Annotated in this window: 10 protein-coding genes; 6 read left to right on the forward strand and 4 right to left on the reverse strand. The window is 63.9% G+C overall.

Annotation, left to right across the window (positions count from 1 at the left end):
- Window positions 1-7: 7 nt before the first annotated feature.
- Window positions 8-1,237 carry an amidohydrolase/deacetylase family metallohydrolase gene (locus ACWUKX_RS20900; RefSeq protein WP_456008728.1) on the forward strand — a complete coding sequence of 410 codons (1,230 nt, stop codon included), beginning with the start codon at window positions 8-10 and terminating at the stop codon, window positions 1,235-1,237.
- Between the two features lie 175 nt (window positions 1,238-1,412).
- Here the strand turns inward: ACWUKX_RS20900 and ACWUKX_RS20905 are convergent, their stop codons facing one another.
- Together ACWUKX_RS20905 and ACWUKX_RS20910 are read right to left on the reverse strand one after the other, a co-directional pair.
- Complete coding sequence (locus ACWUKX_RS20905) at window positions 1,413-3,191, reverse strand: NAD(P)-binding domain-containing protein (protein ID WP_456008729.1); 1,779 nt, start codon at window positions 3,189-3,191, stop codon at window positions 1,413-1,415.
- Between the two features lie 82 nt (window positions 3,192-3,273).
- Window positions 3,274-4,233 carry a MurR/RpiR family transcriptional regulator gene (locus ACWUKX_RS20910; protein WP_456008730.1) on the reverse strand — a complete coding sequence of 320 codons (960 nt, stop codon included), beginning with the start codon at window positions 4,231-4,233 and terminating at the stop codon, window positions 3,274-3,276.
- 272 nt (window positions 4,234-4,505) lie between these two features.
- On the opposite strand from ACWUKX_RS20910, the gene ACWUKX_RS20915 reads away from it, so the two are divergent.
- The 5 genes from ACWUKX_RS20915 to ACWUKX_RS20935 all read left to right on the forward strand — a co-directional run bounded on the left by ACWUKX_RS20915 (window position 4,506) and on the right by ACWUKX_RS20935 (window position 10,282).
- A complete protein-coding gene (locus tag ACWUKX_RS20915; RefSeq protein ID WP_455848888.1) occupies window positions 4,506-5,333 on the forward strand; it encodes an ABC transporter ATP-binding protein in 828 nt (275 codons plus the stop codon).
- Complete coding sequence (locus ACWUKX_RS20920) at window positions 5,330-6,190, forward strand: ABC transporter permease (RefSeq protein ID WP_065006517.1); 861 nt, start codon at window positions 5,330-5,332, stop codon at window positions 6,188-6,190. The genes ACWUKX_RS20915 and ACWUKX_RS20920 overlap by 4 nt, the downstream gene beginning before the upstream one ends.
- A 132-nt stretch (window positions 6,191-6,322) precedes the next feature.
- Window positions 6,323-7,489, forward strand: coding sequence for an ABC transporter substrate-binding protein (locus ACWUKX_RS20925; RefSeq protein ID WP_456008731.1), 1,167 nt, complete (start codon window positions 6,323-6,325; stop codon window positions 7,487-7,489).
- A gap of 68 nt (window positions 7,490-7,557) precedes the next feature.
- Window positions 7,558-8,649 carry a Gfo/Idh/MocA family protein gene (locus ACWUKX_RS20930; RefSeq protein ID WP_456008732.1) on the forward strand — a complete coding sequence of 364 codons (1,092 nt, stop codon included), beginning with the start codon at window positions 7,558-7,560 and terminating at the stop codon, window positions 8,647-8,649.
- Window positions 8,650-8,836: 187 nt separating this feature from the next.
- Window positions 8,837-10,282 (forward strand): amidase, encoded by a 1,446-nt coding sequence (locus tag ACWUKX_RS20935; RefSeq protein ID WP_456008733.1) that lies wholly within the window; start codon window positions 8,837-8,839, stop codon window positions 10,280-10,282.
- A 65-nt stretch (window positions 10,283-10,347) separates the two neighbouring features.
- Here the strand turns inward: ACWUKX_RS20935 and ACWUKX_RS20940 are convergent, their stop codons facing one another.
- Both ACWUKX_RS20940 and ACWUKX_RS20945 read right to left on the reverse strand, forming a co-directional pair.
- Window positions 10,348-12,387, reverse strand: coding sequence for an aldo/keto reductase (locus tag ACWUKX_RS20940; protein ID WP_456008734.1), 2,040 nt, complete (start codon window positions 12,385-12,387; stop codon window positions 10,348-10,350).
- A 140-nt stretch (window positions 12,388-12,527) separates the two neighbouring features.
- The gene (locus ACWUKX_RS20945; protein ID WP_456008735.1) at window positions 12,528-13,613 is read right to left on the reverse strand and encodes an ABC transporter ATP-binding protein; all 1,086 of its coding nucleotides are present in this window, start codon (window positions 13,611-13,613) and stop codon (window positions 12,528-12,530) included.
- Between the last annotated feature and the right edge of the window lie 7 nt (window positions 13,614-13,620).

Genomic DNA, 13,620 nt, shown 5'->3' on the forward strand with positions numbered 1-13,620 from the left:
GACGCCGATGCAATTTGATCTTCTCCTGAAGGGCGGCCGCCTTATCGATCCGGCGTCCGGCCTCGACGCGCAACGCGATCTGGCCATCGCCGGTGGCCGCATCGCCGCGATCGATTCCGACATTCCGTTCGAGCGTGCCGCACGCGTCATCGACGCCACGGGTTCCATCGTCGCGCCCGGCCTCATCGACCTGCACAGCCACGTCTATTGGGGCGGCACTTCGCTCGGCGTCGATGCCGACCGCCTCGCCGCAAAAAGCGGCACCACCACCTTCATCGATGCCGGAAGTGCTGGCGCCGGCAACTTCCTCGGCTTTCGCCGCCATGTCATCGAGCGCTCGAAGGTCCGCATCCTGGCCTATGTCAACATTTCCTTTGCCGGCATTTTCGGCTTCTCGCAGACCGTTTCGGTCGGCGAGTGCAGCGATCTCCGACTCTGTGAACCGCGCGAGACGGTGGCGGCGGTGCGCGAGCACGCAGACGTGATCGTCGGCGTAAAAGTCCGCTCGGGTCGCCACGCCGGCGGCAGCAGCGGCATCGCGCCGGTCGATCTGGCGCTCGAGGCCGCCGACCAGGCCGGCCTGCCGCTGATGGCGCATATCGACGAGCCGCCGCCGGGCCGCTCGGAAGTGCTGCCGCGGCTGCGCAAGGACGACATCCTCACCCACTGCTTCCGGCCGTTTCCCAACGCGCCGATCTTCGCCTCCGGCGCGGTTCGGCCCGACATGCGGCTGGCGCGCGAGCGCGGCGTCATCTTCGATATCGGCCACGGCATGGGCTCATTCGACTTCGAGGTCGCCAAAGCGATGCTCGGCGAGGGGCTGGCGCCGGATGTGATCAGCAGCGACGTGCATCTTTACTGCGTCGACGGTCCCGCCTTCGACATTCTGGTCTGCATGTCGAAACTGCTGGCGCTCGGCATGCCGCTCGTCGAGGTGCTGCGCGCCGCAACGCAGCGGCCGGCCGAGGCCATCGCAAGGCCCGAGCTTGGCACGCTGGCGGTCGGTGCCATCGGCGACGTCGCGGTGCTGCGGCTGCGGCCGGGGCGCTTCACCTTTGTCGATGCGGTCGGCGCCTCGCTGGTCGCCGAGCAAAGGCTGGTCTCGGACGGCATCGTGATTGGCGGCACCTGGTGGCCGAACGAGGCTGCTAACGATTTCGGCGATACCGAGCGTTTCGAAGCGCATGCGCATGAGACGCATGTCGATGTGGTGAGCCGGCATTTCGGGCGTGGGTGATCTCCCCGTGAAGGGCCCTTCGTGGGGGAGATGTCGCCGAAGGCGACAGAGGGGGTCGGTTCGACCGGGCTCGCCTTCCTGCAACGGATGGAGGTTGGCGCTCGACGCGCGGCCACCCCCTCTGGCCTGCCGGCCATCTCCCCCTTGAGGGGCCCTTGAGGGGGAGATTGCAGCTTCACGCCGGCGCCCCATAAACCGGCGTCGGAATTCCTTCCATCCGCGCCTTGATCTGCAGCGCGACGAACTTCGAATAGAAGCGCGATAGCGCCAAATTGCCGCCGTGGAACCATAGCGCTTCCTGCGCCGTCGGCTTCCACATGTTGCGCAATTCGCCTTGCCATGGTCCGGGATCGCCTTTCACGCCCGAGCCAATCCCCCAGCATGGGCCGACCTTGTCGGCGACCTGGCGCGAGACGACCGCCGCCACGGTCTCGTTCATCGATTGATAGCCGGTGCAGGAGATGACCGCATCGGCCGCCAGTTCGGTGCCGTCATCGAACAGGATGCCTGTCGGCGTCAGCGACTTGATCTCGACGCCGCTGCGGATGCCGATCTCGCCGTCGATGATCAGATCGGAAGCGCCGACGTCGATGTAATACCCCGAGCCGGTGCGGTAGGCCTTCATCAGCAGCCCGGTCTCGTCGTCGCCGAAATCGATGGCGAAGCCGGCGTTGCGTAAGCGGTCGTAGAAGGCCGCGTCGCGCGTCTTGATGATGTCGTAGAGCGCCCGCTGGCTTTGCGGCAGCAGCGCGAACGGCGTCGAGGCGACGATCATGTCCGCTTTTTCGGTGGTGATGCCGCGCGCCAGCGCCTTTTCCGAAAAGATCTCGAACCCGACCTCCATCAGCGTGTCTGATTTGACCACCGTCGTCGGCGAGCGCTGGATCATGGTGACCTCAGCACCACTTTCCCAGAGGTCGACCGCGACATCGTGCCCCGAACTTGCCGCGCCGAGGACCGCGACGCGTCTGCCGCGGAAATTCTCGCCGCTGGAATACTGGCTGGAGTGCAGGATCTCGCCCAGGAAGGTCGCGGCGCCGGGGAGGTCGATCTGCCTCGGTGGGCCATAGGCGCCGGTTGCGAAGACAATGTGCTTCGGCTTCAGCGTGATGCGCTCGCCGGCGCGATCGACCTCGACCGTCCAGACCTTTTCGGCCTCGTCATAGCTGGCGCTGACGCATTTCGTAGAGGTCCAGTAATTGAGCTCCATGACGCGCGTGTACATTTCCAGCCAGTCGCCCATCTTGTCCTTGGGCGTGAACACCGGCCAGTTTTCCGGAAACGGGATGTAGGGCAGATGGTCGTACCAGACCGGGTCGTGCAGCACGAGCGAGCGATAGCGGTTGCGCCAGGAATCGCCGGCCCGCGCATTCTTCTCGATGATGACGGCCGGCACGCCGAGCTGCCTGAGCCGTGCCCCCAGCATGATGCCGCCCTGGCCGCCGCCGATGACCAGACAGTAGGGCTGCTCAATGGCGCCGAGATCACGCGCCTCGCGCGCTCTCGCCTCTGCCCAAGTCTCGCGGTCCGGGTCGGCCTTGTGGCGTACACCCAAAGGCCGCGCCGGCCCTTTGCGCTCCTCAAAGCCCTTGAGGTCGCTCATCGCCGTGAACAGCGTTCGGCATCGGCCGTCCTGCAGGCGCATGATGCCTTGGCCCCACGCCGATGATGTCTCGAAGGTGAACCAGGCCTCGACGATGCCTTCGTCGGAGCTCGCCTCGCCACTAAGCTGCCAGGCTGTCGGCTTTGTCGTCGACAGCGTGGCTTCCAGCATGTCGCGGACCGCCGCACGGCCTTCCATCGTCTTAATGTTCCAGGTGAAGGTCAGCAGGTCGCGCCAGTAGCAGTCCTCGACGAACAGATTGACCGCGGCCTCGGCATCGCCCGCGTCGAGCGACCGGGCGAGGGAGGAAAACCAGGTGGCCGCCTGTTTCGATGGTGCCATGTCGAGCATTTGTGGTCCTTCTACCTTTCCAAGTCGGCGCCGCCGCGTCTTTCCTTCTCCACAACAAGGGGAAAAGGAGAAGCCGCGCCCCTCAATCCCCCAGCGGTTCCATCTCCTTGCCCGTCCTGTGGATCTGGGCGTTGTATTTGATGCGGCGGACCGTTTCGCGGGCCGAGCCGTCGAGCTTGTAGGCGGCCGCCACGGCCATCAGGTCGATCGCGGCGAGGAAAGCAAAACGCGAGGCGGTCGGCTTCAGCGTGTCGGGATATTCGGGAACCGCTACCGTCAGCCTGACGTCGCAGGCGCGGGCAAGGTCGGTGTCGGGCGCGGTCACGCCGATCGCGTTGGCGCGGTAATGTTTGGCGAGCTCGACGGCCTCGATCACCTCGCGCGTGCGTCCAGTCGCCGAGATGGCGATCACCAGATCGCTGGGCTTCAAGGTCGAGGCGGTCATCCGCATCAGATACGGATCGCATTGGGCGCTGACGGTGATGCCGTAGCGGAACAGCCGGTACTGGGTCTCCTGCGCCAGCGCCGACGAGCTGCCGCCAAGGCCGAACACCGTGACCTGGCGCGCCTTGGCGATGAACTCGGCGGCCTTCACCAGCTGCGCCGGATCAAGCTGCCGTTCGGCCTCCTGCAGCGCTCGGCGGGCCTCGCCGAACACGGCATTCCAGAACGGCATGCCATTATCGCTGCTGGTGGGCGGCGGCTTGCTCAGATAGAGCGCGCCGACGACGAGGCTCTGCGCCAGCTTCAGCTTGAAGTCGCGCACGCCCTCGCAGCCGATGGCGCGGCAGAACCGGGTCACCGTGGGTTCGCTGACCTGGGCGCGCTGGGCGAGCACGGCATTGGAGGCGTCGACCGCGAACCTGACGTCGTCGAGCACGACATCGGCGACGCGCCGCTCAGCCGGGCGCAATTCACTGTAAGAGTCCTTGACCAGCGAAATGATGTCGGGGATGCGCCTGACATGATCGCGCCCATCTGGATCCCGCCCATCCGGGTCGGCGTCCGAGGTCGGCCGCCCCTGGCCGTCAGCTTCGGTCATGAGTCATCCCTGCCGTTCGTGGAAGTCGACCTGTACCATGTTTGCGCACCGCTTGCCTGCTTCGCCTCACGCGGCCGGTGTCCGAAGTATGTAGGAAAGCAACAAGCTTTTCAAGAAATAGAAAAAGCAATCCAAACAATGATGTAACCGTGGTACAAACGATCTCTCTGACTAGAGCAGCGGTCGCCGCTTGACAGTAAAGTAGGATAGTTACAGACTGATTTTTGCGAACGGATGACCCAATGGATCATCGCGCAACCTGCGAGGGGCGCATGAACGCGGGCAGTGCAAAAACCCCGAAGCTTGGCGTGCAGGCCGCGACCAAGATCTATCATATGGCTTCCGGCGACCTTCTGGCGCTGGATCGCTGCAGCCTCGACGTTCACGCCAATGAGATCGTCTCGATCGTCGGCCCCTCCGGCTGCGGCAAGACCACGCTTTTGTGGTCGATGTCCGGCCTGCATCGCCTGTCCAGCGGGACAATCCGGCTCGACGGCAGAGAGATCACCGGGCCGCATCCGGATATCGGCATCGTCTTCCAGGAGGCAAACCTGCTGCCCTGGCGCAATCTTGACGCCAACATCCATTTTCCCTTCGAGATCAAGGGCGAGAAGCCGGATCGCGCCTGGATCGCCCATCTCGTCAATCGTGTTGGGCTCGACGGCTTCGGCGGCAAATTTCCGCGCGAGCTCTCGGGCGGCATGCAGCAGCGAGCTGCGATCGTGCGGGCGCTGGCGCTGAAGCCCTCGGTGCTTTTGATGGACGAGCCGTTCGGTGCACTCGACAGTTTCACCCGCGAAGAGATGAACCGTCTCGTCGAGGAGATCTGGCTCGACACCAAAACCACCATCGTCTTCATCACCCACAGCATCGAGGAGGCGATCTTCCTGTCCGACAGGGTGGTGGTGCTGAGCGCGCGGCCGGGGCGCGTCGCCCAGGAATATCGCGTGCCGTTTGCACGCCCGCGCTCGCTGGAGATCATGGCGACAAAAGAAGTCTTCGACCTCACCAACACGATCAAGATGGACATCGTCGGCGAACGCATACGACCGAAGGCGCGGGAGCGCGGCACCGCAGAAATTGTGAGGATCAGGCCATGAGCGGAGGCGACGCCATACCGGAATTCTCCAAAACCAAGGCAGGCGCCAAGGCCGGCGAAGGTCACGACGTCAGCCTGACCAATCTTTCGGCGTTTGCCAGCGGGCCCGGCATCAGGTCAGGCGCCGAGGTCGCTGCCATCATCGCTGTCGCGGTGGTCATCATCGGCGGCATCGAGCTGGCGCTGCGGCTGTTCAATGTGCCGCACTACATCATGCCGGGGCCAAGCGCGATCGCCTACGCGCTGTACGACGAGTTCCCGCTGATCGCGCCGCATCTCGGCTACACGCTGGTCGAGCTGGTCTCCGGCTTCTCGATCGGCGCCATTATCGGCCTGGTGATGGCCGCGGTGATCACTCAATTCCCGTTCGCCGAAAAGATCGTTGCGCCCTACATCCTGATCCTGGTCACCACGCCGATGCTGGCGCTGGTGCCGCTTCTTATCCTGCGCTTCGGCTTCGGTTACACGCCGCGCATCATCGCGGTCGCGCTTGCCGCCGGGCCGATGGTGATGATCAATGCGGCGACGGGCTTTCGCCGCGTCGACAGCGCCAAGATCGCGCTGGCGCGTTCCTATGGCGCCAGCACCTTGCAGATATTCTGGAAGATCCGCGCGCCGATGGCGCTGCCGATGATCCTTGTTGGCCTAATGATCGGCGCGATCTTCGGGCTGCTGACCGCGGTGGGCGCCGAGATGGTCGGCGGCGGCTTCGGCCTCGGCAACCGGCTGACCACCTATTCGTCGATGATTCAGATGCCGCAATTCTTCGCGGTGGTTCTGATCCTCTCGACCCTCGGCATCCTGATCTACGTGCTGTTCTTCCTGATCGGCAAGAAATGGGCGAGCTGGGAGGCGTAGTGCATGTCGCCCAAAAGTGCGCAGCAATTTTGGAATAACGACATGCATAAAACGAGGACTTAGCGCGCGGGGCAATGATGGCGCCTGGGAGGCGGGCGAGAGAAACTACCGGCCAACAAAAAGGGAAATGCCATGACCAAGGAAAGTCACATCGGTTTCAAGGCGGGGATCAGCCGCCGCTATTTTCTGCAAGTCACCGGAGCAGGCGTGGTGACCGCCAGCGCGCTCGGCGCCTCGGCGTTCAGGGCACAGGCCGAGCCATACGGCAAGTTCACCTGGATTTCGCCGCGCGGCACGCTCGAAGTGCTCGACGATTATCCCTATTGGGCGGCCAAGAAGGCAGGCTATTTCGGCGACCTCGACACCGACATGCAGCCGGGCCCGTCGGACGGCACCGCGACGGTGAAGTTCGTCGATGTCGGCCAGGCTGACATGGGCTTTCCCTCGCCCGGCGTCTTCTCCTTCGCCATCCAGAACGGCATGAAGCTCAAATCCGTGTTTCACATGGGGGCGCGTGACACGTTCAGCTTCGCCTTCCGCAAGGGCGAGGGAACGAACGACCTGAAGACGCTCGAGGGCAAGACTATCCTGCTCGGCTCCGCCGCATGGCAGTCGATCACCGATCCGCTGCTGGCCTCGCAAGGCGTCGACATCAAGAAAGTTCGATATGTCGAGGCCGGCTGGCCGACCTGGGGCACCGCACTGGCCGGCGGCCAAGGCGATGCGGCGCTGTCGTGGGAAGGTCTGCGGGCCGAATGGATCGCCAAGAACCTCGACTTCGAATACTGGCTCGGCGTGCAGAACTCGAAGCTGCCGGCGAACACTTTCGTCGTGCGGTCGGCCGATCTCGATGATCCCGACCGCAAGGCGTTCCTGGAGAAATACCTGCGCGGCTGGGCGATGGGCCTGGAATTCGGCTACCAGAATCCGCGCGCGGCCGTCGAAGCGGTGTTCGAGCAGTTCCCGACGCTGGCCAAGAATCTCGGGCCTGAGCTGGGCACCACCTCGATCCTGCAGCAGATCAACGTCTTCCGTGGCGACATGGATAAGCGCGAAGGCTGGGGTTCGCACGACATGGCGAGCTGGCAGGGCTTCTTCGACCAGATCCACAAGATCGGCCAGATCACCAACCCGGTGAAGGCCGAGGACGTCTGCACCAACGAACTGATCGGCCAGGCCAATGATTTCGACAAGGCCAAGGTCAAGGCCGATGCCGACGGCACCAAGCTGTCGGAGGGCTTTGCTGCGCTCGACGTCGAGAAGATCAAGGCGCATCTGTTCGACTCAGCGGTCAAGTAGGGCACTTGGTGACGATATGGGCGGCGACTGGGTCGCCGCCCCAACTAAATCAAAAAAGGGAGGTGGCTTTGACCGAGAAGGTGAAAGTGCTGGTGATTGGTCTCGGCAATATGGGCGCGTCGCATGCCAGCGCCTATCACAGGCTCGACGGTTTTGAGATCGTCGGCATCATGAGCCGCACGATCAAGAGCAACACAAAGATCCCGGCGGAATTAGCCGGCTATCCGCTCTACGAGGATTTCGACCAAGCGCTGAACGAGACCAGGCCGGATGCCGTTTCCATCAACAGCTGGCCCAACACGCATGCCGAATATGCGCTGAAGGCGATTGCCGCGGGCTGCCACGTGTTCATGGAAAAGCCGCTCGCCACCAATATCGAAGACGCCGAAAAGGTCGTCGCTGCGGCCCGCGCCAAGAACCGCAAACTGGTGCTCGGTTATATCCTGCGCGTCCACCCGTCATGGATCAAGTTCATCGAGGTCGGCAAGACGCTCGGCAAGCCGCTGGTCATGCGCCTCAACCTCAACCAGCAGAGCGGCGGCAGCGCCTGGCACTGGCACAAGAACCTAATCGATTCGCTGATCCCGATTGTCGATTGCGGCGTGCACTATGTCGATGTGATGTGCCAGCTGACCGGCGCCAAACCGGTCCGCGTTCACGGTATCGGCGCGAAATTGTGGGCCGATGCCGCCAAGCAGAATTATGGCCATCTGCACGTAACCTTCGATGACGGTTCGGTCGGCTGGTATGAGGCGGGCTGGGGGCCGATGATGAGCGAGACGGCCTATTTTGTGAAGGACGTGATCGGCCCGAAGGGCGCGGTCTCGATCGTCGCCGGCCAGACGGCAAGCAGTGCAGCTGAACTCGCCGAGGTGTCGAACTCAGCCGATATCGACCGACACACCAAGACCGACGCGCTCAAGATCCACTATGCCGAGGTCGACGGCGACAAGAATTTCAAGAAGCCCGACGAGATCGTCAGCATGGAGGACGAGCCCGGTCACCAGGAGCTTTGCGACCGCGAGCAGGCATTCTTCCTGCGCGCCATCCGCGGGGATCTTGATCTGACCGAGCAAATGGATGCCGCGGTCAACAGCTTGCGCATCGTGCTTGCCGCCGAGCAGAGCATCGAAGAAGGGCGGACCGTCGAGCTAGCCTGAGGTGATCATGGTCTCTCGCCTATGAGGGATGCCCCCTCATAGGCCGCTTCGCTGCCACCTTCTCCCCAGCTGGGGAGAAGAGGCTGGCGCCAGCGCTGGGGAGCTCCTCTCTCCTTGGGGAGAGGTCAGCCGAGCGAAGCGGAGGCTGGGTGAGGGGGCGGCGACGGTAGCCGCGCGATAGAGAGACATGGCCGAAATCACCGACAGCTTCCTGGAAACCTACGCCGAGTCCGACGCGCTGGATCTGGCCGCGCTGGTGAAGTGCGGCGAGGTTGCGCCGGCCGAACTTGTCGAGGCGGCCATCATCACGATCGAACGGCTGAACCCGGCGCTAAACGCGGTGATCCACCGCCTGTACGACATGGCGCGGGTCGCAGCTGAAATGGTCGACAGAAACGCACCCTTTGCCGGCGTACCATTCTTGCTAAAGGAGCTGGCCTCGTCCTGGACCGGAGCTCCGAACACCAACGCCTGTTCTTTCCTCAGAGATGTCGTCGCGGACTTCGACACCGAGGTCGTGCGCCGCATGAAGGCGGCGGGCCTGGTGCTGGTCGGCAAATCCAATGCGCCCGAAAATGGCTGGTCGATCAGCACCGAACCAAAGCTTTACGGCGCGACGAAGAACCCGTGGAAGGAAGGCATCACGCCGGGCGGTTCGAGCGGCGGCGCGGCGGTGGCCATCGCTTCGCGCATGGTGCCGATCGCCGAGGCCAGCGACGGCGCCGGCTCGATCCGCATCCCGGCCTCCTGCTGCGCCATCGTCGGCCTAAAACCGTCGCGCGGACGCGTCAGCCTGGCGCCCTTCGGCGACTATTGGTATGGCGGCGCCTATTTCCTGTGCTGCTCGCGGACGGTGCGCGACACCGCCGCCTATCTCGATGCCGTGGCCGGCGCGCTGCCGGGCGATGCCTACACGCCGCCGGTCCCGGATGGCAGCTGGCTCAGCCTCCTGACGCGTGCGCCGGAAAGGCTGCGCATCGGCTTTACCGTCACGCCGCCCAATGGCACGGCTGTTGACCCGGAGGTCAAGGCCACGGTGCTGGCGACGGTGGCTACGCTGGAGCGCCTCGGGCACTGTGTCGAGGAGCACGATGTGCCGTTCGACGCCAACGCGGTGTGGAAGACCTACACCAACATGACCTGCGTGCAGACGGCGGCGACGTTTGGCTATCATGAAACGGTCATCGGCAGGCCGGTGACGCCAAGCGATGTCGAGCCCGTGACCTGGGCGATCATCGAGCGCGGCCGCGCGACGAGCGGCATCCGTCACATCGCCGATGTCGAAACGATCCGGCAGGTCGGCCGTGACATCGTCGGCGATCTCGCGCCCTATGATCTGTTCATCACCCCGACTTTGACGCAGCTGCCGAGGCCTTTGGGCTATTACGACATGTCGGAACCGGACATCGACCGCTACAATGCGAAGTGGACGGACGCCGTCTTCGCCTTCCCCTTCAACATTTCGGGACAGCCGGCGATTTCGCTGCCGCTCGGCTGGTCCGCCGCCGGCGTGCCGATCGGCGTGCAGCTGGTCGGCCGCTATGGCGACGAAGCGACCGTGCTCGCCGTCTCCACGCAGCTGGAACGGGAGATGCCGTGGAAGTATCGGCGGCCGAAGGTGAGCGGTAGGTAGGACAGAGCCGCAGCATTGCGCCTCGCGCAGCTTCTTTCTCCCACAAGCGGAGAAGGCGAGGTAGGTCAGCCTGTGCGTCGCGCGGGGTGCTGATCCGAACCGCCATCCAGCCACGCAATGTCGTCGGGCGAAAGCGCAATGTCGAGCGCCTGCAGACTGTCGTCCAGCTCGTCGAGCGTGCGCGGGCCAATCAGCGGGACGGACGGGAACGGCTGGGCCAGGACATAGGCGAGCGCGACATGGATCGGGCTCTTGCCCAGCCTGTTCGCGAGCTCGATCGCCCGGTCGCGGCGTCCGAAATTTTTCTCCGAGTACCAGACCCGTACCAGCTCTTCATTGCCACGCTGGTCGCGCCCGGCACGGCCGGTGAAGAACCCCCGCCCCTGGCTCGACCAGGCGAAATTGGGCATCTGCCGGGCGGTCAGCCAGGCCTTCCATTCCTCGCTCGACGATGTGACGCAACCCGGCCAGATCGGGACCAGCATTTCGGCCAGCGAAAAATTGTTCGAAAGCGCGCCCGGCTTTTGCTTGCCGGTCCGCTCGGCATAGGCAATCGCCTCGTCCATGCGTTCCCTCGTCCAGTTCGAGCCGCCGAACGGACCGCGAATGCGGCCAGCCCTGACCTCGCGATCCATTGCATCGACGAATTCGTCGACCGGGACGTCCGGATCGTCGCGGTGCATGAAGTAGACATCGACATGATCGGCCTGCAACCGGTCGAGCGACTGGGTGAGCTGCTTGCCGATAACATCGGGATAGCAGAGCGGGGTGTGCGCGCCCTTTCCGATGACCACCGCTTGCTCACGCACACCGCGGTTTTTCAGCCATTGGCCGAGCAGCGTTTCGGTGTAGCCGCTGCCATAGATATAGGCCGTGTCGAAGACGTTGCCGCCGGCTTCGAAATAGGCATCGAGCAGGATCATGCCCGAGGAGAACGTTCGAAAATCCTCGAAGCCGAGCGCCAGGCACGAGGCCGGCCGCGGCAGGCCGGGAATTTCGCGCTTCGGGATGGTGGTGCCGCCGGAGCGCAGCCGCCGGCCGGAGATTGTGTTGACGCGTCGTTCGGGCTTCTCGATCCCGTATTCGAGGCCGATGGCGGCACGCCATTTGTCGAGCACGCGCAGATTGCCGAGGCTGTCGGCCCAGCCCACGCCCGGCCAGGCGAACTCCTGCTTTCCGGCCAGGATCGCCTCACCGGCGGCGTCGGCCTCGAAAGCGTAAAGCCAGCGGTCCTCCCTGACCTCGACCACTTCCTCACCGTCCGGACGGATGATGCAGATTTGGCCGGTGCCGCCTTCCCTACCGGCCGCATACCAGAAATCCGCGACCTCGATGCGGCCCTTGGTGCCGAGGATGCGCAGGACATTGTCTTGGGCCAGCGAAATGCCGCAGGAGACTTCGGCGACGATGCCGCTGGGAAAGTGCAGCAGCGCCGAGGCCCATTCGTCGACGCCGGACTGGCCAAGATGGGCTGCGCCGACCACCTTGTCCGGCTCGGCGAAGGGTTTTCCCAATGCTGCCCCGGCAATCAGCCGCGCCATCGAAACGGGATAACCGCCGACGTCGAGAATGCCGCCGCCGGCAAGATCGTTGGCATAAAGCCGGTGCTCCGGCATGAAATCAGGCATGGCGAAGCCGAAGCTCGACTTCACCATGCGCACCTCGCCGATCGCGCCGGACCTGACCAGCTCGACCAGCTTTGCCGTCTGCGGATGCAGCCGGTACATGAAGGCCTCGCCAAGAAAGGTGCCGGCCTTGCGCGCTGCATGTATCATCGCGTCGGCCTCGAAGGCAGTCAGTCCCATCGGCTTTTCGCAAAGCACATGCTTTCCGGCCTCGGCCGCCTGGATCGCCCATTCGGCGTGGCTCGGATGCGGTGTCGAAATGTAGATCGCATCGACGTCCGGATCCGCGAGCAAAGCCTCGTAGCCGTTGAGGATGCGCGCGCCGGGGAAGTTTTCAGCGAGGCCTGATTTGCCGGGATTGCGTGCGCCAATGGCGACCAAAGTGCCGGTATGCGAATGGGCGACGCCGCCGGCAAACGCCTTGGCGATGGTGCCGGGCCCGAGAATGCCCCAGCGGATTTTTCGTGGTTCGGACGTCATTTCAAATCTCCTTGGGGTGGCTTCGGCGTCGCGAGTTGGTGAAAGAAAAATTGGCGTGTCTTAGTTTTGTGCATGTCGTTGTCCCAAAACCGCTGCGCACCTCGGTTCCCGCCCGAGGGCATGCTTTTGGGCGACATGCATTAGCGAATGCGTGCACCTGACTTGTCGAAGAGAAGCGACCGGTCGGCCTTGATCGACACCACCATATGGTCGCCGTTCGCCCGTTGCCGCGATGCCTCGCGCTCGACGATCAGTTCCTCCGGTCCGGCATTGGCATAGACGTAGCTCACCGATCCGAGATGTTCGGCGACATCTGCCTTGATGGCGATGTCGCAATCGGCTTCGCCGGCCTCGAAGAAATGCTCCGGCCGGACCCCGAGCACGACCTCGCTGCCGACCGCAGGCGGGGCACCCGAAAGCGGCTTCCGTAGTTTGGCGCCACAATGGTTGGCGAGTTCGACGGTTACGGCGACGTCGTCGTTCCCGACCACTTTTGCCGCCATGAAATTCATCTTCGGCGAACCGACGAAACCGGCGACGAAGCGATTGGTGGGGTCATCATAGAGGTCGAGCGGCGCGCCGATCTGCTCGATATTTCCGGCGTTGAGCACGACGATCCTGTCGGCCAGCGTCATCGCTTCGGTCTGGTCGTGCGTCACATAGATCATGGTGACGCCGAGCTCCTTGTGCAGACGCGAGATCTCGACCCGCATCTGCACCCTGAGCTCGGCGTCGAGATTGCTCAGCGGCTCGTCAAACAGGAACACCTGCGGCTCACGCACGATGGCGCGGCCGATGGCAACGCGCTGGCGCTGGCCGCCCGACAATTGCCGCGGGCGCCGCTTCATCAGCTCGGCGATGCGCAGGATTTCGGACGCGCGCTTCACCCGCCGCTCGGTGTCGGCCTTCGGATTGCCGTTCATCCTCAGCCCGAAGCTCAGATTTTGCTCGACGCTCATATGCGGATAGAGCGCGTAGGACTGGAACACCATGGCGATGCCGCGGTCGGCCGGCTCGACATCGTTCACCACTTTGCCGCCGATGGCGATCTCGCCACCACTGATATCCTCGAGCCCGGCGATCATCCTGAGCAGCGTGGACTTGCCGCAGCCGGAGGGCCCGACGAAGACGACGAATTCGCCGTCATTGACGTCGATGTCAGCGCCGTGAAGGATCTGAAAGCCGCCGAAGCGCTTGACGACATTCTTGAGTGTGACCGCGGCCATGCCGATC

The organism is Mesorhizobium sp. f-mel (assembly GCF_053850215.1).

Excerpts from the sequence above, each read along its gene's own strand:
- ACWUKX_RS20900 (WP_456008728.1), top strand. The coding sequence starts at position 8 with ATGCAATTTGATCTTCTCCTGAAGGGCGGCCGCCTTATCGATCCGGCG.
- ACWUKX_RS20905 (WP_456008729.1), bottom strand. The coding sequence starts at position 3,191 with ATGCTCGACATGGCACCATCGAAACAGGCGGCCACCTGGTTTTCCTCC.
- ACWUKX_RS20910 (WP_456008730.1), bottom strand. The coding sequence starts at position 4,233 with ATGACCGAAGCTGACGGCCAGGGGCGGCCGACCTCGGACGCCGACCCG.
- ACWUKX_RS20915 (WP_455848888.1), top strand. The coding sequence starts at position 4,506 with ATGAACGCGGGCAGTGCAAAAACCCCGAAGCTTGGCGTGCAGGCCGCG.
- ACWUKX_RS20920 (WP_065006517.1), top strand. The coding sequence starts at position 5,330 with ATGAGCGGAGGCGACGCCATACCGGAATTCTCCAAAACCAAGGCAGGC.
- ACWUKX_RS20925 (WP_456008731.1), top strand. The coding sequence starts at position 6,323 with ATGACCAAGGAAAGTCACATCGGTTTCAAGGCGGGGATCAGCCGCCGC.
- ACWUKX_RS20935 (WP_456008733.1), top strand. The coding sequence starts at position 8,837 with ATGGCCGAAATCACCGACAGCTTCCTGGAAACCTACGCCGAGTCCGAC.
- ACWUKX_RS20940 (WP_456008734.1), bottom strand. The coding sequence starts at position 12,387 with ATGACGTCCGAACCACGAAAAATCCGCTGGGGCATTCTCGGGCCCGGC.
- ACWUKX_RS20945 (WP_456008735.1), bottom strand. The coding sequence starts at position 13,613 with ATGGCCGCGGTCACACTCAAGAATGTCGTCAAGCGCTTCGGCGGCTTT.